17 protein-coding genes and 1 pseudogene are annotated in these 18,520 nt (G+C 63.9%); 13 read left to right on the top strand and 5 right to left on the bottom strand.

The window, feature by feature from the left end:
* The first annotated feature begins 140 nt into the window (after positions 1 to 140).
* Genes K323_RS0117680 through K323_RS27025 form a run of 4 tightly spaced genes read left to right on the top strand, consistent with a single transcriptional unit; the run spans position 141 to position 3,995 of the window.
* Positions 141 to 1,883: a dihydroxyacetone kinase family protein gene (locus K323_RS0117680; protein WP_022886596.1), complete on the top strand. Its 1,743-nt coding sequence runs from the start codon at positions 141 to 143 to the stop codon at positions 1,881 to 1,883.
* A gap of 60 nt (positions 1,884 to 1,943) precedes the next feature.
* Positions 1,944 to 2,402, top strand: coding sequence for a ribose-5-phosphate isomerase (locus tag K323_RS0117675; RefSeq protein ID WP_022886595.1), 459 nt, complete (start codon positions 1,944 to 1,946; stop codon positions 2,400 to 2,402).
* Positions 2,403 to 2,404: 2 nt separating this feature from the next.
* The gene (locus K323_RS0117670; protein WP_022886594.1) at positions 2,405 to 3,217 is read left to right on the top strand and encodes a triose-phosphate isomerase family protein; all 813 of its coding nucleotides are present in this window, start codon (positions 2,405 to 2,407) and stop codon (positions 3,215 to 3,217) included.
* A 25-nt stretch (positions 3,218 to 3,242) separates the two neighbouring features.
* Positions 3,243 to 3,995: a GntR family transcriptional regulator gene (locus K323_RS27025; RefSeq protein WP_022886593.1), complete on the top strand. Its 753-nt coding sequence runs from the start codon at positions 3,243 to 3,245 to the stop codon at positions 3,993 to 3,995.
* A gap of 76 nt (positions 3,996 to 4,071) precedes the next feature.
* Here the strand turns inward: K323_RS27025 and K323_RS0117660 are convergent, their stop codons facing one another.
* The 4 genes from K323_RS0117660 to K323_RS0117640 form a co-directional block, all read right to left on the bottom strand.
* Positions 4,072 to 5,445 (bottom strand): MFS transporter, encoded by a 1,374-nt coding sequence (locus K323_RS0117660; protein WP_022886592.1) that lies wholly within the window; start codon positions 5,443 to 5,445, stop codon positions 4,072 to 4,074.
* A 203-nt stretch (positions 5,446 to 5,648) separates the two neighbouring features.
* Positions 5,649 to 6,416 (bottom strand): SDR family NAD(P)-dependent oxidoreductase, encoded by a 768-nt coding sequence (locus K323_RS0117650; RefSeq protein WP_022886590.1) that lies wholly within the window; start codon positions 6,414 to 6,416, stop codon positions 5,649 to 5,651.
* A gap of 36 nt (positions 6,417 to 6,452) precedes the next feature.
* Positions 6,453 to 7,415: a 3-hydroxyacyl-CoA dehydrogenase family protein gene (locus K323_RS0117645; protein WP_022886589.1), complete on the bottom strand. Its 963-nt coding sequence runs from the start codon at positions 7,413 to 7,415 to the stop codon at positions 6,453 to 6,455.
* A 9-nt stretch (positions 7,416 to 7,424) separates the two neighbouring features.
* Positions 7,425 to 8,363 (bottom strand): sugar phosphate isomerase/epimerase family protein, encoded by a 939-nt coding sequence (locus tag K323_RS0117640; protein WP_022886588.1) that lies wholly within the window; start codon positions 8,361 to 8,363, stop codon positions 7,425 to 7,427.
* Between the two features lie 153 nt (positions 8,364 to 8,516).
* Here K323_RS0117640 and K323_RS0117635 point away from each other — a divergent pair, with 153 nt between their 5' ends.
* The gene (locus K323_RS0117635; RefSeq protein WP_022886587.1) at positions 8,517 to 9,485 is read left to right on the top strand and encodes a helix-turn-helix transcriptional regulator; all 969 of its coding nucleotides are present in this window, start codon (positions 8,517 to 8,519) and stop codon (positions 9,483 to 9,485) included.
* 139 nt (positions 9,486 to 9,624) lie between these two features.
* Here the strand turns inward: K323_RS0117635 and K323_RS30280 are convergent.
* Positions 9,625 to 9,720: pseudogene (locus K323_RS30280) on the bottom strand (ABC transporter ATP-binding protein); the annotation flags it as partial.
* A gap of 130 nt (positions 9,721 to 9,850) precedes the next feature.
* Between K323_RS30280 and K323_RS0117625 the strand changes: the two are divergent.
* From K323_RS0117625 to K323_RS27010, 8 genes are all read left to right on the top strand, one after another.
* Positions 9,851 to 11,224 carry an L-serine ammonia-lyase gene (locus K323_RS0117625; RefSeq protein WP_022886585.1) on the top strand — a complete coding sequence of 458 codons (1,374 nt, stop codon included), beginning with the start codon at positions 9,851 to 9,853 and terminating at the stop codon, positions 11,222 to 11,224.
* Between the two features lie 35 nt (positions 11,225 to 11,259).
* Positions 11,260 to 11,817 carry a LysM peptidoglycan-binding domain-containing protein gene (locus tag K323_RS0117620; RefSeq protein ID WP_169515680.1) on the top strand — a complete coding sequence of 186 codons (558 nt, stop codon included), beginning with the start codon at positions 11,260 to 11,262 and terminating at the stop codon, positions 11,815 to 11,817.
* Positions 11,818 to 11,879: 62 nt separating this feature from the next.
* On the top strand, positions 11,880 to 12,758 hold the full coding sequence (locus K323_RS0117615) for a sulfurtransferase (RefSeq protein ID WP_022886583.1): 879 nt from the start codon (positions 11,880 to 11,882) through the stop codon (positions 12,756 to 12,758).
* A 71-nt stretch (positions 12,759 to 12,829) separates the two neighbouring features.
* Entirely contained in the window at positions 12,830 to 13,855 is a 1,026-nt protein-coding gene (locus tag K323_RS0117610) for a LacI family DNA-binding transcriptional regulator (protein WP_022886582.1), read from the top strand.
* Between the two features lie 78 nt (positions 13,856 to 13,933).
* Complete coding sequence (locus K323_RS27020) at positions 13,934 to 15,205, top strand: ABC transporter substrate-binding protein (protein WP_022886581.1); 1,272 nt, start codon at positions 13,934 to 13,936, stop codon at positions 15,203 to 15,205.
* Complete coding sequence (locus K323_RS27015; RefSeq protein WP_022886580.1) at positions 15,202 to 16,179, top strand: carbohydrate ABC transporter permease; 978 nt, start codon at positions 15,202 to 15,204, stop codon at positions 16,177 to 16,179. The genes K323_RS27020 and K323_RS27015 overlap by 4 nt, the downstream gene beginning before the upstream one ends.
* On the top strand, positions 16,176 to 17,045 hold the full coding sequence (locus K323_RS0117595) for a carbohydrate ABC transporter permease (RefSeq protein WP_084697439.1): 870 nt from the start codon (positions 16,176 to 16,178) through the stop codon (positions 17,043 to 17,045). The genes K323_RS27015 and K323_RS0117595 overlap by 4 nt, the downstream gene beginning before the upstream one ends.
* A gap of 26 nt (positions 17,046 to 17,071) precedes the next feature.
* The gene (locus K323_RS27010; protein ID WP_022886578.1) at positions 17,072 to 18,469 is read left to right on the top strand and encodes a sulfatase-like hydrolase/transferase; all 1,398 of its coding nucleotides are present in this window, start codon (positions 17,072 to 17,074) and stop codon (positions 18,467 to 18,469) included.
* Positions 18,470 to 18,520: the final 51 nt, after the last annotated feature.

Genomic DNA, 18,520 nt, shown 5'->3' with positions numbered 1-18,520 from the left:
AGGGGTCAGGCTGAGGGGTCAGGCTGAGGGGTCAGGCTGAGGGGTCAGGCTGAGACGGACGCACGGATGCCGTTGGACCAAAAATCCTATAGGATTATTGCAGACGACCGATGTGACTCGACGGCGAGGAGAAACCAGCAATGACACGACTCTGGAACGAACCGGAAGACTTCGCGGACGAAATGACCGATGGTTTCGTTCGCGCCAACGCCCGCTGGGTGCGCCGGGTGGCCGGTGGTGTGACCCGCTCGACGGCATCCCAGTCCCCGACCGTGTCACTCGTCATCGGCGGCGGCTCCGGCCACTATCCGGCATTCGGTGGCCTGGTCGGTCACGGCCTTGCGCACGGCGCGGCCATGGGCAACCTCTTCGCCTCGCCATCTGCCCACCAGGTGGAGTCGGTCTGCCGGGCCAGCGACCAGGGCAAGGGAATCCTGCTCAGTTACGGAAACTACGCCGGAGATGTGCTGCACTTCACCGAGGCGCAGGACACTCTGCGCTCGGAGGGTGTTGACTGCCGCACGGTCCTCGTGACCGACGACATCTTCAGCGCACCGGCAAGCCAGAAGCAGAAGCGCCGCGGCATTGCCGGCGACCTGACTGTCTTCAAAGTGGCCGGCGCCGCGGCATCTGCCGGGTACGACATCGATGGCGTCGAACGGGTCGCCATCCTCGCCAACGAGCGCACGCGTTCGATGGGTGTCGCGTTCACCGGGTGCACCCTTCCCGGCGCCTCAGAACCACTGTTCACCGTTCCTGAGGGTCGCATGGCCATCGGGCTCGGCATCCACGGCGAGCCCGGAATCGATGAGGTCGACATTCCCTCGGCCGACGGTCTCGCCGAACTCTTTGTCGAACGACTCCTCTCACAGGACGAGATCCCCGAGGGTGTCTCCGCTGACGGCGCCCGGGTCGTCCCAATCCTGAACGGGCTCGGCTCGGTCAAGAACGAAGAGCTCTACATCGTCTACGACCGTATCGCCGACCTCCTCGGGGACGCCGGAATCGAATTGCTTGACCCGCAGGTCGGTGAGTTCTGCACCAGCTTCGACATGGCCGGCGTCTCGCTGACGCTGCTCTGGGTCGACGACGAACTGGAGAAGCTCTGGGCGGCCCCGGCGGACACCCCGGCCTTCCGCACGGGCTCGGTCGACGGCAACGACCTGGTGGTGCGCGGCGACATCGACGACTCGATCGCCGAGGCCGAGCTCCCGGAATCCAGCGACGATTCCCGCCGCGCTGCCGCTGCCGTCACGGAGGCGCTCTCGGCGGTGAAGGAGATCATCGCCGACAACGCAGACGAGCTCGGGCGCCTCGACGCCATCGCCGGCGACGGCGACCACGGCATCGGAATGAAGCGCGGCTCGAACGCCGCGGCAGCAGCGGCGCAGCTCGCCTTCGTCTCCGGCGCGGGTGTTGAAAGCACCCTGGCCCGAGCTGCCGACGCCTGGTCGGATCGCGCCGGCGGAACATCCGGTGCCATCTGGGGAGTCATCCTGCGCACGGTCGGCAGCCGCCTCGGCGACACCCAGCCCGTGACGGCCACCGCCATCGCCGAGGGACTCGTCGCAGCGAAGGAGGCCGTAATGGCGTTCGGGAAGGCGCAGGTCGGCGACAAAACAATGGTCGACTCGCTCGTGCCGTTCGCCGACACCCTCGCCGAGCGCGTTTCCTCCGGTGAGTCGCTGACGGATGCCTGGAGCGTTGCGGCCGATGCCGCGCAGGAGGCGGCCGACGGCACGACGGCCATGATGCCGAAACTCGGTCGCGCCCGCGCGCACGGTGAGAAGGCCGTCGGGGTGGCAGACCCCGGCGCGGTGTCGCTGTCGCTGATCGCCCTGACCATCCACGAGGTCCTGCAGCGGCGTTCCGCCGGCAGCTGAGTCGTCAACCTACACACGATCGCGGCCACGCAACCACGACCAAGCAGAAGGAGCAGGCACATGAACGCATTAAGAATCGTCGTCGGAAGCGATGACGCCGGATTCGACTACAAGGAACGGATCAAGGCCGACTTCGAAGGAAACGACCTCGTCGCATCCGTCACCGACGTCGGCGTCAATGCCGACGGGCACACGAACTACCCCACGATCGCGATCGCTGCGGCCGAGATGGTGGCGCGCGGCGAGGCAGACCGCGCCTTCCTGGTCTGCGGCACGGGGCTCGGCGTCGCAATCGCGGCGAACAAGGTCGCCGGAGTGCGCGCCGTCACCGCCCACGACAGTTACTCGGTCGAGCGCGCCGTCCTCTCGAACAATGCGCAAGTGCTGTGCATGGGCCAGCGCGTCGTCGGCATCGAACTCGCCAGGCGCCTGGCCCGCGAGTGGCTGACGTACACCTTCGACGAGTCGAGTGCCTCGAACGACAAGGTGCAGGAGATCTGCAGCTACGAAGGCGTCTGACCGTGACGAAGCGGCGCCAATCCCGGTTTCTCGTCGGGGTGAGTCTCAAGATGTACTTCACCCACGCGCGCACCATCCAGTGGTGTGCCGAGGTTGCCGAGATAGCCCGCGCCCATCCGGCGACGCAGGGAGCGAGCGCGGCAGCCGATCTCTTCGTCATCCCGAGCTTCCCCTCGATCCCCCAGGCGCACGAGATTCTGGATGATGTCGCGAGTATCGGCGCGCAGGATCTTGCCGAAGCGGACTTCGGCGCCTACACCGGCGAGGTGAGTGGCGCAGAGCTCGCCGAGATCGGCTGCCGTGTCGCGTTGGTCGGCCACGCTGAACGCCGCCGGTTGTTCGGTGAGACCGACGACGCTGTCGCGGCCAAGACCACTGCTGCACTGCGTAACGGCCTCACACCCATTATCTGCATCGGCGAAGCGGAGGCCGGCGAGCCCGCGGATGCCGCGTCAGAATGCATCCGTCAGCTGGAATCAGCCATAGCGCCCGCGCGCGCCGCCGGTGTCACCGGTCGTGTGATTGCCGCCTACGAACCGTACTGGGCGATCGGCGCAGCAGAGCCGGCGTCTGACCAGCACATCCGTGGCGTGTGCGACGCGCTGCGTGCGTATCTCGCCGAGTGGAATGACTTCCCCGATTCCGCTGTCATCTACGGCGGGAGCGCCGGACCCGGGCTGCTGACTCGGATCGCCGACTCCGTCGACGGGATCTTCCTCGGCCGCTTCGCCCACGATCCAGCCGCCGTTGCCGCCATCCTGGATGAGGTCTCCGCGCTCACCGGCGCCCTCACCGGACCAAGCACACCTGCCTGATACCATCAGAGACCCGGAGGTGTGAATGTCTGAGACCGCGTATCCGCTGGGCGGATCCTCTGGCCTCGAGCGTAAGGGACTTCGCGACCGCGTTTACGACCTTGTGCTCGACATGCTGATGAGTTCCGGTGTTGAGCCGGGCACGAGGCTTTCGATCGATGCCGTCGCGCGCGACCTCCAGGTATCTCCGACTCCTGTTCGCGAAGCCCTTGTGCAGTTGGAGCGCACCGGTCTCGTGACACGCGAGCCGCTCAAGGGTTACCGGGTCGCCCCCTCGATCTCCGATGGTCAGCTTGAAGCCCTGTTCGACACCAGGATCGTGCTCGAGGGCGGCGCCACCGAGCTTGCGGCGCGTGATGCAGCGACACTGGTACCGCTTCTGGAAGTCGCCCTGGACGAACACCGTGCAGTGACGAAGAGGGTTCGGGACGCCGCGTCGGACGACACGCTTTCTCTCACACTCCTGCGGGAGTATTTCACCGCGGACTGGAACTTCCACCATCTCATCTTCGAAGGTACGCACAACCCCTTCCTGATCGACATGTCCGAGGCCATCTCGACGCGCGTCCACCGCATGCGACAGACCGTGATGAGTGGCGTGACCGACGCGGACGACGCTGTTCGGGAGCACACCGGCATCCTCGATGCCTTCCGGAGCGGCGACCCCGCTCGCGCGGCGGCGGCCATGCGCGACCACATCGAAAAGGTACGCACCCGCTCGCGAGCAGACGCAACCACAGAGCCATACACCCACGCCCATACCGAGGCCATCAGCTGAGCCGGCACTCGCCGGAGAACGCGGAAGCGGGGTCAGATCCAGTAGATCTAACCCCGCTTACGCGTTCAGCCCGGAGCTAATGCACCCGTGGCGCCTTATCGACCAGGAGTGCGTCAGACTTCGACGTGAAGTACTTGGTGCCGAAGAGCATCAGCGCAGCGAGGAAAGCGAATACGCCGAGTGAGACGACGCCCCACACACCACTGTCCGTCGGAACTGCCTCGTTGAAGCCGGTGCGCATCAGCGGTGCGACAAAACCGCCGAGGTTGCCGAGCGAGTTGATCAGGCCGATGCCGGCCGCTGCCGCCGTTCCGGTGAGGAACGCGGCCGGATATGACCAGGTGATCGGACCGACCGACAGGAAGCAGGACACCGCGAGTGTGATGCAGAGGATGCCGACGATGGGAAGTCCGCTCGCGCCTGCCCATCCGGAGCCGATGATGAACACGCCGGTACCGATGTAGAACCACGTGCCCCAGTTGCGGCGACGGATGACCGTGCTCGCGTACTTGCCGACGAAGTAGCAGGCGAACAGGCCAACAAACCACGGAATGGCGGAGACCAGCCCGACCTGCCAGCCGACCTCCTGGCCGATCAGGTTCGACACCTGCTGAGGCAGGTAGAACGTCGTTCCGTAGACGGCGATCTGCAGGCAGAAGTAGATGATGGTGAAGTACCACACCTTCCAGTTCGACATGGCGCGCCAGATACCGGACGGGCCGTCCTCTTTACGAACCGCGTCTTCCTTCTTCATCACGGTCAGAAGGGCTTCCTTCTCCTCGGCGTTCAGGAACTTCGCCTGTTGCGGACTGTTGATCAGCAGGAACACCGCAGCGATGCCCGCGATGATAGCGAGTATGCCCTCGGAGAAGAACATCACCTGCCAGCCGTGCCACGGGGTGACCGCGTCGCCGAAGCTGATCAGGCCGCCGCTGAGTGGGGCTCCCAGCATCTGGGAGAACGGCTGGGCCAGGTAGAAGATGGCGAACATCTGCACCCGCACCTTGTTCGGGAACCATTCGGCCAGGAACATGATGACGCCGGGGAACAGTCCGGCCTCGGTGACACCGAGCAGGAAGCGGAGCACGATGAACATCGTGTCGTTCGTCGTGAAGGCGAATGCCGCGGCGACGATCCCCCAGGTGATGGCGATGCGCGCGAGCCAGAACCGAGCTCCGAACTTCTTCAGCAGCAGGTTGCTCGGAATCTCGAACAGCGCGTAGCCGATGAAGAAGATGCCGGCGCCGAGGGCGAACGCGCCGTCGGAGACGCCACGGTCGATGCGCAGCGCCTCTTCGGCGAATCCGACGTTGGTGCGGTCGAGGAAGGCGACGAAGTAGAGGATGACGAGCATCGGCATCAGATGCCGGGCCGCCTTCGAGATTGCCGATTTGAGCGCCGGGCTGTGTAGAGCCTCCGGCACGTCGATCAGCTTTGGTGAGGTAGACAAATCCGCTCTCCTTTGAGTGAGGGTGTTGCTTATGGGTGACGAAGTTGGCGGTGCGCCGTCGGCCGTTGCGGCGACGCCTCGATCAGGTGAACAGTGAGGGGCCGATCATCCAAACTCCGACACCGACGAGGATGACGCCGATGACAAGGAAGAGGATGCGACCTTTTGACCAGGGGCCGGAGATACCAGACATGACCGGGGCCTCAGTGCATGTAGAGGCCGCCGTCAACGTTCAGGGTCTGGCCCGTCACGAATCCTGCGTCCTCGCTGATGAGGTAGGCGATTGCTGCGGCGATGTCCCGCGGTGTTCCAATGCGGGAGAGCACGCCGTCTGCGGCCATGGCTTCCTTCCGTTCGTCGGTGAGGGTTCCGCCCATGATGTCGGTGTCGATCGGCCCTGGTGAGATCACGTTGACCGTGATTCCGTCGTGGCCGAGTTCGCGTGCGACGCTGCGGGAGAAGCCGATGACACCGGCCTTCGCGGCCGAATACGCCGTCTTGCTGAAGGTGCCGCCTCCGCGCTGGGCGGAGACGGAGGAGAGATTCACGACTCGGCCCACACCGTTTTTCACCATCGATTCAACGGCGCGACGGGTGGCATAGTGCACGCCGTTCAGGTTGACTCCGATCACGCGATCCCACTCGTCTGCGGTGACCTCGAGGTACGGAACGGGCGAGGAGACGCCGGCGAGATTCACCAGGCCGACGATCTGCGGGAGTGCAGCTTCAAGTTCGTCGAACGCCGCACGCACCTGGGCTTCGTCGGCGACGTTCGCGCCGGCGCCGGCGGCGATGACACCGTGCTGCTCGGCGATCTCGGCGGCAACCGCTCTGGCCGATTCAGCATCGAGGTCGATGATGCCGATGTTCCAGCCGCGTTCCGCCAGGTAGTGCGCGGAGGCACGGCCGATCCCTCTGGGTGAGGCAGCGCCCGTCAGGATGACGGCGCGGGATTGTGGAAATTCAGTCATTTCAATTCGATTCCCTTCGATTCACTTGGATTCGATTCATTTGGAGGAGTGGATGGGAGCGGGCCCGAGCTCGTCCATCAGCTTCTTGATGGCCACGTACGCCTTGTTGCGGTAGGCGATGAGCTCGGCGGTTCGTTCGGCGGGAACGTCGAGGTAGCCGGCACCGGACTTGGTGCCGAATTTGCCCGCGTCGACGAGTTCCTTGAGTGAATCCGGTGTGGCGAAGCGTTCGGGCCAGCGGGTCTGAAGTGATGCGTAGCAGAACGAATACACGTCGAGCCCGGCCATGTCGGCAATCGCGAACGGTCCGAAGACCGGGAGGCGGAACCCGAACGTGGTGCGAACGATGGTGTCGATGTCTTCCGGTGTGGCGACGCCCTCCTCGACGAGCTGCGTCGCCTCGTGGAACAGTGCGTACTGCAGCCGGTTGAGCACGAACCCGGTCGAATCCTTGACACGGGCAGTTTCCTTCCCGGTCTCGGCGACGATCTCCTCGACGACGGCTATTGCGGCCTCCGTCGTACTCGCGTTCGGGATGAGTTCGACTCCGGGAATGAACGGGGCGGGGTTAGAGAAGTGAACGCCGAGGAAACGCTCCGGGCCGGTGACCGCCTCGGCGAGCGTGCCGATGAGAATCGTCGACGTGTTCGACCCGATGATGGCGTCTGGGCGAGCCGCTGCACTGATACGGCGAAGCGTTTCGTGCTTGATCTCGATCTTCTCTGGAACGGCCTCCTCGATGAAGTCCGCATCAGCGACGGCCTCCTCGATCGATGCGGCCACCGACAGGTTGGCCGTGATGCGCTCGACAGCATCGGCGGGGAAGAGGTCGTCCGCCACGAACTGCCGGGCCTCCTCGATGAGGCGGTCATAGTTCGACCGGGCGATCTCTTCTGATATGTCGGCGATGCGCACGGTGGCGCCCGAGAGGGCGAGCACCTGCGCGATGCCGCCACCCATGTATCCAGAGCCGACGATGGCGATCGTACGAGTTGTCATGATGATCTCCTAAGCCTTGGGAAGCAGCGTGCGGATGTACTTCTGGTTGGTGGCGCACATGCCGAGGCTGTCGCCGCCGTAGTGCTCGGCCAGTATGATGCCGTTGAAGCCGAGTTCGACGGCATCGCGGAACACCTGGCGGTAGTTGATCAGCCCAGACTCCATGCTGGACGGAACCGACGTCGCCCAGCTTCCGTCGCCCGCTTCGTCCCGCGTGTAGTTCTTCACGTGCATGTAGTTGGCGTACGGCAGGGTCGTCGCGAACAGCTCGCGCCAGTCTTCGACGGGTCGGTGCAGACGGATGAGGTTGGCCACGTCGGGGTTGAGGCCGACGTTGTCGAGTCCGACGGCTTCGACGAACCGCACCGCACTGTCTGCGGTGCCGAGGTAGGTGTCTTCATAGAGTTCGAGCGCCAGCGGCAGCCCGACGGAGGCGGCGTGTTCGCCAAGTTCACGGATTCGCTTGACTGCGGCATCCCAGACGTCCGGGTCGTCCGGGTCTGTGGGGCCCTGGGCAGTCCAGAACCACAACGCCTGCTTCTGCGCGTCGCTGAACGGCTGGTGCAGGCCGGTGGAGAAGACCTCCATGCCCCATTCAGCGGCCGCGTCGATCGTGCGGTGGGCGTATGCGAGGTTCTTCTCCTCGTGGCCCGGCATGATCACGCTCTGGCGCTGGAGGTGCACGGAGGGAACCCCCACGCCGTGCGCCTTCGCGATGGAGAGGAATTCATCGCGCCTGGACGCCTCGAGGTCGGCCGGCCGAACGTGGCTGTCGGCCAGTTCCGCGAGGGTGAAGCCGGCGTCGGCGACCTGGGCGAACATGTCGTCCCACACCTCCGCCGGAGCGTCGTGCATCGCGACGCCGGTTCGATCGACCGGGGAGAACCCGTGTAGGCAGGTGGCGATCGGCCAGGTTTCGGCCGTATAGGACTTCTGTTCAGTCGGCATGGCTGCTCCATTGCACTGGTGAGATGAGGGGTGCCGCTGCTGAATGACACCCTGGAAAGATCCTATAGGAAATAGCATTTGTGTCCAGTCCCTCTCGAAAAGTTCGTCAGTAAGCGGACAATATCTGTCCGCAATGGCCGGAATAATGGCCCTATGTCCGACACCACCTCCCGCACCCTCGATCTGCTGTCACTGCTGCAGACGCATCGGCACTGGCCCTGTCGCGAGCTCGCCGGTCGCCTTGATGTCAGCGAACGCACGCTCCGGCGCGACATCGAGAGGCTCAGGGAACTCGGCTACGGGGTCGAAGCGACACGGGGCGCCGTCGGCGGGTATCGGCTCGAAGCGGGCACCGGCATACCGCCGCTGCTTCTCACCGACGACGAGGGAGTCGCGATCGCGGTGGGATTGCGGTCGCAGGCCGCGGCAGGCATCCGTGACTCTGAACACACCACGCTGAGTGCCCTCGCCAAGATCGAGCAAGTGCTTCCTGCCGCGCTCCGCCGTCGTATCGAGGCACTGCAGTCGCACGCCGCGATCATTCCCGGCCAGGGCCCCGGCGTTGATGCTGAGCTGCTCGCGCAGTTGGCGCTCAGCTGTCGGGACAGCGAACGCATCCGGTTCGCCTACACGGATGCCAGGGGTGCCGAATCCACGCGAAGCACCGAACCGCACATGCTCGTTCCGCAAGGGCGACGCTGGTATCTCGTTGCGTGGGACCGGGATCGAGACGACTGGCGCACGTTCCGCCTCGACCGCATCAGCGGGCTGGCGCAGACCAGGGTGCTGTTTCCGAGCCGCGATCTTGATGCCGCCGGCGCCGCAGCGTTGGTGGCGAAATCGGTCAGCTGGCGAGAGACGACGTACACCGCAACGGTGACCATAGACCTGCCGATCGCCGACCTGCAGCAGGCGTTGGGCTGGTGGGCGCGCGACGCCTATGCCGCGCCCGCTACGGGCACCACTCAACGCTCGATCTGGCCGCTCACCAGCGATCGCCTGACAAACCTCGCGATCGCCCTGCTTTGGATCCCCGACGACGTCGACTATTCGGTCGATGGGTCAGCCGAGGTGCTGGAGTACCTGCGCCGCCAGGCCACCCGCTTCACGGCGTCCGCCTGATTCCGGGCGAACCGAGCGCTCCACCTGGCGAGAACGTCACCATCGTGTTCATAACAGCTGTAATTTTCGTCCAGCCAGGGAGACGGCGTGGACCAGGCACTTTTCGCTTCGAATAGTGAAAATCCCAGCAGTTGTGTACGCCGGTGCGCACGGAGAGGTCGATGCCGTCGACCGCGCGGTTGTCGCCAAATGTCTTGACGAGGCCGTGGGCTTCGACGGCCCAGTCTGAATTCATGATTGTTGTCATGGCTCAATCGTTCAACCGTGCGCTTACACGCCGCTTACCTGCGGCTTACACCGTTCTGACACTGCTTGTCCCCCGTCGTCACAAGAAACCTGCGCGCGCCCGCACGTACGATTGAGGGGTGACTGCGTACGTCTCAGCCCTCGACCTGTTCTCCATCGGGATCGGGCCATCCAGCTCCCACACGGTCGGTCCAATGCGGGCCGCACGTGACTTCGCCGACCGCCTCGTGGCGGGGGGCAGGCTGGCCGACGTTCGCCGGATCACCTGCACCCTCTACGGTTCACTCGGCGCCACCGGCCTCGGCCACGGAACGCCTGATGCCGTGCTTGCCGGACTGGCCGGATTGCGACCGGAGACCTGCAACCCCCAGGATGTGCGCTCGGCATGGTCGCATCTCGAAGAGGGCGACACGCTGAACCTTGCCGGCACTCATCCCATCCCGGTGGGCAAAGATGACGTGGGCTTCGAACCTCGAACGAGACTGCCCGGCCACCCGAATGCGCTGACGCTGACCGCGTGGTCGACGGATGCCCTGCCGCTTTCTGAGGAGACCTACTATTCGATCGGTGGGGGATTCATTCGCCGCGACGGCGACCCCGTCAGGCCAGTGTCTGCCGTACCGCAGCCGCTCGCCTATTCCTCGAGCGTCGAACTGCTTGCCCTGTGCGACGAGCAGGGCATCGGCATCGATGACGTGGCCAGGGCCAATGAAGAGGCGATCCACGGCCAGGTCGGACTCGACGCCGGACTCGACGCCATCTGGAACGCCATGCACGTCTGCGTCGAGGCCGGACTGAATGCCGACGGCATCCTGCCTGGCGGCCTCGGAGTCACGCGGCGAGCCGCAGCCATCCGCCACCAGCTCGAGGAGTACGAGCGACAGCCGCAGCGGGAACGCGACACGTCGACAGAGTGGCTGCACGCCTTCGCCCTCGCCGTCAACGAGGAGAACGCCTCGGGCGGGCGCGTCGTCACCGCACCCACGAACGGCGCCGCGGGGATCATCCCTGCTGTCGGCCACTACTATCTGCGTTTTGTTCCGGGGGCCGACGCCGCCGGCATCCGTCGTTACCTGTTGACTGCTGTTGCAATCGGTTCCCTGGTCAAGGCGAACGCTTCGATCTCGGGTGCGGAGGGCGGCTGTCAGGCGGAGGTGGGTTCTGCCTGTGCGATGGCATCCGGTGCCCTGTGCGCCGTTCTCGGCGGCACACCGCGCCAGGTGGAGAACGCCGCCGAGATCGCCATGGAGCATCACCTCGGCTTGACGTGTGACCCGGTCGGCGGCCTGGTTCAGGTCCCCTGCATCGAGCGGAACGCGATCGCGTCGTCGACCGCCGTTTCTGCCGCCCGACTGGCGTTGCACGGCGACGGCACGCACCTGGTGTCACTCGACACCGTCATCGAGACGATGCGCCAGACCGGACTCGACATGATGACGAAGTACAAGGAGACCAGCGAGGGCGGTCTCGCCGTGAACGTCGTGGAGTGCTGATTTTCTACGCCCAGCCCAATATGCTGGCGTGACCGGTGCCGCACAACGAGCCGCCGAAGACCTCCCGGGGGATGATCATCGCTTTACACGTCATTTTGCGCCCACACCGTTCGCTCCGCCGGGGACTCGTCCTCGCTGCGGCATCCGTTCTCGTCTTCGGTCTTGCGGGATGCGCCGGTGCACCAACGCCGGTGGTGACCGAAACGGTCACCGTCGCTCCCACACCCACGAAGACACCCACCCCGACGCCGACACCGACGCCCCCGCCACCTGCGCCACCGGTCGAAGAACCACCGCTGGTTCCCAATCCCCCGGTCGGTGAGGTCGTACCGAATGCCCCGGCTCCTGTGGTCGAGCCGGGTCCGGCCGTCGATCTCGGTGCCGGTCCGGGTGCAGAGGGAGCCGCGACCGCAGACGGCGACGGTAATCTGCTGACGTACACCGTTGTGTCCGGAGACACATTCTTTGATATCGCGCAGCGATTCGACGTGCCGGTGCAGCAGTTTCTGCACATGAACCCGTCGGTGCCAGGGCTCGGCGAAGACATCTACATCAACCAGGTCATCAATCTCGACTGGAACACCAAGCTCTGAGTGCGTTACTCCCTGTTGCGCCCGGGCGTGCGGGCGACGGATGCCCCGGCTAGCGTGGCGACATGACCGCTACCGTGCTGACCTCGCCCCTCGTCTCGACCCAGTGGCTCGCCGATCACCTCGGCACAGACGACCTCGTCGTTCTCGATGCCACGGTACTGCCCGTGAAGGCGCAGGGCGCCGGTTCGCGCTGGCTGAGCGGTCACGACGAATACCTCATCGGCGGCCACGTTCCCGGGGCCGTCTTCGCCGACATCCTCGAGGTGTTCTCCGACCCGTCAGGAAGCTTCGGCTTCGCGAGGCCGAGCACCGAGTTGTTCGAACTCGCTGCGACATCCGTCGGCATTGGCAATACCACAACCGTTGTCGTCTACGACGGGTCTGTCGGTCAGTGGGCCGCCCGCATCTGGTGGTTGTTCCGGTCATTCGGCTACGACGGCGTCGCTGTGCTTGACGGCGGACTGGCCAAGTGGAAGGCAGAGGATCGCCCGACCGACACCGGCCACGTCGAACCACGTGTCGTGGAGGCATTCAGCGCGACGGAACGGCCGGAGCTGTGGGTCGACAAGCAGTTCGTCGAGAGCGTCGTGTCGGGAGAAACGGATGCGGTGCTGGTCTGTTCACTCCCCCGCGCCGAGTTCTCCGGAGAAGCGGGCGCTCGTTCCCGCAGGGGTCACATTCCCGGCAGCGTGAACGTTCCGGCCGGACGCCTGGTAGATCGCGAGACCAATGCTTTCCTGCACGGTGACGCACTGGCCGAGCAGATCGCGCCGGCGACGGCATCCGGGAATCGGATCGTGACGTACTGCGGCGGCGGGATTGCGGCTGCCTCCGGGGCGCTTGCGCTGGCTGCCGCGGGTCACACCGACGTGGCGATCTACGACGGTTCCCTGAACGAGTGGACAGCCGACGAGTCCGCGCCCCTGGTCGTCACCGGTTAGTAGCTCGAACCCCAGATTCGGCTTTCATCCTCACGCGCTCCGGGGTTCGGGGGGGTGTTATCGTTACCGTTATGCAGGGAACGGAGCAACGACGCGTCACCGTTCACGATGTTGCCAAGCTCGCAGGTGTCAGCGCAATGACGGTGTCACGCGTGTTGAGCGGCAAACAGTCGACGTCTGCGGAGGCCGCGTCCCGGGTGCGCAGCGCAATTGAAGCGACCGGCTTCCGCATGAACAAGGCCGCAAGCAACCTGCGCCAGGGCCGCATCCTCACCACCATTGCCCTGATGGTCGACCGCCTCGACGACCCGTTCTTCTCACAGGTCATGAGTGCAGCGCAAGACGTCGCTTCTTCTCGTGGCGCCCTTCTGGTCGTGACGAGCGCGCCCAGAGCCGGGCACAATCAAACAGATACCGTCACGTCGCTCCTTGCTCGAAGCGCAGACGGACTATTGCTCTACCCGTCCCCTGAAGAGCACAACCTGGTGGTCGACGGCCAGCCAGTTGTACTGATCGCCCGCACGGCCGGAATCGCGGGAACGGATGCCGTTCTCGTAGACAACGCGCACGGTGCCAGGCTCGGAGTCTCTCACCTGCTGGAGGTCGGCCACACTCGCATCGGTCTTCTCGACTTCGGAGATTCCCCCCTGCCGACGCTTCCGGAACCCTTTGTCGATACGCGCGCTGACCGCTTGCGTGGGTTTCGCATGGCGCACGATGAAGCGGGTATTGTTGTCGATGAATCGCTCATCCGTTACGCAGGCCCCACGGTAGAAGGCGCGCGCCAGGCGACGCTCTCGCTCCTCGACCACGACAACCCTCCAACCGCATTTTTCGGGCTCAACGGGCGGATGACAACCGGCGTGCTGCACGCCTTGGGTTCCGGCCTCGCCGGTCACGGTCTCGCAGGAATCGACGACATCGAGCTTGCCGATGTCTTCGACCCGCCGATCACCGTTGTGGCGCAAGATCCACAGCTCATGGGCAGGCGCGGGGCGGAAATGCTGCTCGATCGCCTGGAGAATCCAGCGCTGCCACTGCAACGACTTGAGCTCAAGATGCGTCTGATCGTTCGCGGTTCCGGAAAACCGGCCTGATTCGCTGTTGACCCCATCGGAGTTTCTCTGTAATCTTGCGCCAGCCCTGTTATCGATACCATTCAAATGGAGAGCATTATGAAACAGCACCGTCGCTTGCTCAGCTCAGTCGTCCTGATTGTCACTGCACCCCTTCTGCTCACCGGCTGCGGCCAGTCATCGGGAGGAGACGGCGGCGAGATCGTCTTCCGGTCCTTCGACCCACCATCTGAAATCAGTGGCCTTGAACAGGCAGTGGAAAAGTGGAACGAGAACCACGAGGTCAAGGCACGTATCGAAACGGTCGCCGTCGCTGACGCACTGGCGCAATACACTCGCGAGGTCAACGGCAAGTCAGGACCGGATGTGAGCCAGACGGCGTTCACTTGGGTGCGAGACCTCGCTGAAGCCGGCCTCGTCATGAATCTTGATGAGCAGATAGCAGACAACCCACCTGGCGACGGACTTGATGACTTCCTCGGCCTGGACATCAACCAGTTGGACGGTTCCACCTATGGAATCCCGTGGACTGTGGACACGTATGCACTCGCATACAGCCCCGACGTTCTCGCCGAGGCGGGAGTTGACGAGCTTCCCGCCGACTGGGAGGATTTCGCTGGGCTCGCCGCCGATCTCACCACTCCCGACCGTGCTGGATTTTGTTTCGCCGCAAGCAGCGCCCCGACTTCAGACGTGTGGCACCTGTTGAACTACTACATGTGGTCAAACGGCACGCCACTCATCGAAGAGTCCGACGGTGAGTTCACCGTAGGAGCAACCGACTCCGAGATCGCGGCTGCCTTCAGCTATCTGAACGACTTCTTCGTGAGCGGAACATCTCCCGCGAACATGATCTCGATCGACAACTCCGGGGATCCTGCAATCAACTCCGCCCTGGCCGACGGTTCCTGCGCAATCGCCTTCATGGCGCCCGCGAACTTCAAGGTCGCGCTCGCGTCGAACGACGCGCTCGTGACCGGGTCGGTCCCGACGGGGTCAGAAGGCGAACCAACGACACATCTCGGCGGACGATCGCTCACGGTGAACCCGAACACACAGAATCCGGAGGCAGCCTGGGAGTTCGTGAAGTTCATGAGCAGTCAGGAGGTGTTCGAGGAAGACTACACGGGCCAATTCCCGGCTCAGGTCTCCCTCGTCGAGGCAATCGACTTCGGTGACCACCTCGCCGGATATCAAGCAGAACTGCCCACTGCCCGCACCTACAGCGTCTACATCGACTCGCCGTCGGCGACTTCCGAGTACTGGGGGTTGACCGCCCAGACGACGGGAAGTGTCTTCTCCGGCCAGATGGATCCGAATCAAGCGAGCGTGTCGTATCGCGAGGCGCTCGAAGGACTTGCTGGAGAATGACGAGGCTTCAATCCCGTCCATCGGGACACCCTCTCCAGAGGGGGTCCCGATCGGACGGCCTCGCTCGCCGAAGGCCGCGACGCCGACGCGACACGATCTGGCTGATCGGGCCGACCGTCGCGATCATCGTCTTCTTCTTCATCGGACCTGTGATCTACAACGGCGTGCTCGCTCTGCAGGAGGTGACACTGTTCCAGGCCGGTGGGACGGGTGGAACCTGGGTCGGGCTGGACAACTTTGTTGACTTGCTGCAGGACCAGTCGACTTACGCGATCTTCGGCAACAGCGCATTCTGGCTGACTGTCGTAACCGTGGCAGCGCGGATCGTCCTTGGTCTCGGGCTGGCGCTGATGGTGAATGCGGTGATCCTCGGGAGCGTGAAACTGCGATGGCTCGCGCGGTCTCTCGTCGTGGTTCCCTGGGCAGTGCCTCCGGTCGTCGCTATCGTGCTCTGGAAGTTCCTGCTCGACCCACGCGATGGGGCGATCAACGAAATTCTCGTCGGCACCGGAATCGTCGAAGCTGGCATTCCGTTTCTCCAGCAGGTTTCGACCGTGTGGCTCGGCATCCAGACGATCGTGGTCTGGCGCGAACTTCCGCTCGTCGTGCTGACGATCCTCGCCGGATTGCAGACGATCTCGCCCGAACAGTATGAAGCGGCCGAGATCGATGGCGCCGGATGGTGGAAGCGCCTCTGGCACATCACCCTGCCGAACCTGAGGTCGTCGATCGCCGTGATCGCCCTGCTCACCACCATCTGGACATTCAACAACTTCATCTACGTCTGGCTCTCCACCAAAGGCGGGCCAGGAACCTTCACCGAGGTGCTCGGAACCGCGATCTACCGGGAGGCGTTCGTGGACTATGACGTGGGTCGCGCGTCCGCCCTGTCGCTGCTCGCAACACTCGTGATGGCGATCTTCGCCGTCGTCTATTTCGTGCGGGTATACCAGCGAAGAGGAGAAGATTCATGAGTCGCACAGATTTACGATTTGTCGTGGCGCGCGCCCGGAGGAAGGGCAATCGAGCCGGAACAGTCCGCGGCACGATCGCCATCCTCGCCATCTTCGCCGCCCTGATGCTCTTCGTCGCTCCCGTTGCGTGGATGTTCGTCATCTCGGTACGGCCGGCCGATGAGATGGGGAACGGCCTGGCGTTACCGACGGAGATCACCTTCGAGGCCTTCGACAAGGTTGCGGACTTCGGATTCATACAGTTCTTCGCCAACAGCCTGATCGTGGGCGTCATCTCAGCCACGATTTCCGTGCTGCTCGCACTCCTCGCCGCCTATGGCTTCTCACGCCGGCGATTCAGGGGGCGCAACGCACTGCTGTTCACCGTTGTGCTCAGCCAGTTGTTTCCGTTCGTGATGCTGGTCACGCCTCTCTACATCATCTTCGGTCAACTCTCGTTGATCGACAGTTACCTCGGGATCATCATCGCGTACGTCGCCATCACCCTTCCCTTCTCGGTCTACATGCTCCTTGGATACATCGACAGCATTCCGGCCAGTCTCGACGAAGCCGCCGAGATCGATGGCGCGGGCACGCTCCGCCTGATCTTCCGGATCATCCTGCCCGTGGCGTGGCCAGGATTGGTCGCGTCATGGATCTATGCGTTCACGCTCGCCTGGGAGGAGTATCTTCTCGCATCGGTGCTACTGACCAGTCCGGACAAACGCACACTGCCCGTTGCAATGGCGGGTCTCTTCGGAGAGTTCACCACCCAGTGGGACGTGGTGATGGCGGCGGGGGTCGTTGCGACGGTGCCCACACTCATCATCTTCCTCATCCTTCAACGGCGACTTGTCGGAAACCTCGCCGGGGGGTCCGTCAAATGAACCGTTCATCAGAAAGCACCTCACCGATGACAACGCCCTCCGCAGAGCGCGGCCAGCCCAACGTCGTCCTGATCTTCATGGACGACATGACGCACTGGGCACTGACCAGCAGCCAGTGTCACACCCCGTCACTGGATCGCCTGCGCACCAGGGGTACGACATTCACCCACGCCTTCAATCAGGGGTCGATGGAGGCAGCGGTGTGCATGCCTGCACGTCAGATGCTGCTCTCCGGACTGACGTTGTTCAACGCGCGGGAACACTTCATGGATGTGCCCCATCTCGGCACGGTGATGGGCGAAAACGGCTATGCGACGTTCTTCACCGGCAAGTGGCACAACGAGGTCGAGGCCCTGGAGAACGACTACAACGAGGTCGGTCCCTGGGGACCGAACATGCTGCACTCGACGGAAATAGGCGGAGCCGCGTACCATCGTCCTTCGGAAATCGCCACTGCCACTGACGCCGACGCCGACGCCGACGCCGACGCCGACGCCGACGCCGACGCCTGGGATCCTAGGGACAGGACCCGCGGCGGGCATTGGCTGCCAAGCGAGGACGGTGGCACCGAACACTCATCTGAACGATGGACCGATGCGGCCATCGGCTTTTTGGAGCAGGTCGATCACGAGAGACCATTTTTCCTTCATCTCGCGTATCACGCTCCGCATGACCCGCGCCAATCGGATGCGGAGTTCCTCGACCTGTATCCGCATGACGACATCCGGGTCCCCCCGAACGCCTTCGGCCGGCATCCGTTCGACAACGGCGAACTCGACGTCAGAGACGAGATCCTCGCCCCCTACCCCCGCACTCCGGACTCGGTGCGACTCCATCGCCGTGAGTACTTTGCCATCCTCACGCATGCGGACCGACAGATCGGCAGACTCCTCGATGCTCTCGAACGGATTGGCGCCGAAGAGAACACCCTTGTCGTCTTCTCGGGTGACCATGGGCTGGCGCTCGGTGAGCACGGGCTGATGGGAAAGCAGAATCTCTACGACCACAGCGTGCGCGTTCCGCTCGTGCTGGCCGGGCCCGGTGTTCCTGTTGCAACGACCGATGCGCTGGTGTACTCCGGAAGCATCTTCCCAACGATCTGCGACCTCGCCGGAATTCCCATCCCGGGCCATGTCGACTTCCCGCCGTTGAAGGATGTCATTCTGGGCGAATCGCCGACTTCGGAGTCGGTCTACGCTGCCTATAAAGATGTGCAGCGTTCGATACGAACTCAGAGGCACAAGCTCATCGAATACCCGAAAATCGGCTACTCCCAGTTCTTCTCGATCAGAGACGATCCCTGGGAGCTCCACAACCTCGTCTCAGACCAGGACCAGCGCGAAGTCATCGACGAACTGCGTGGATTGCTGCGTGACACCCAACGCGGACTCGGAGACCCACTCGAGACTACCGACAAGGAATGAATCGCAGCGCCGGGGCATAGATGACGATCATCCCGTGCCCCTTCGAGGAGT

This window comes from Glaciibacter superstes DSM 21135 (assembly GCF_000421145.1).
Classification (GTDB): Bacteria; Actinomycetota; Actinomycetes; order Actinomycetales; family Microbacteriaceae; genus Cryobacterium; species Cryobacterium superstes.
This window is presented reverse-complemented; position numbering and strand designations above follow the sequence as displayed.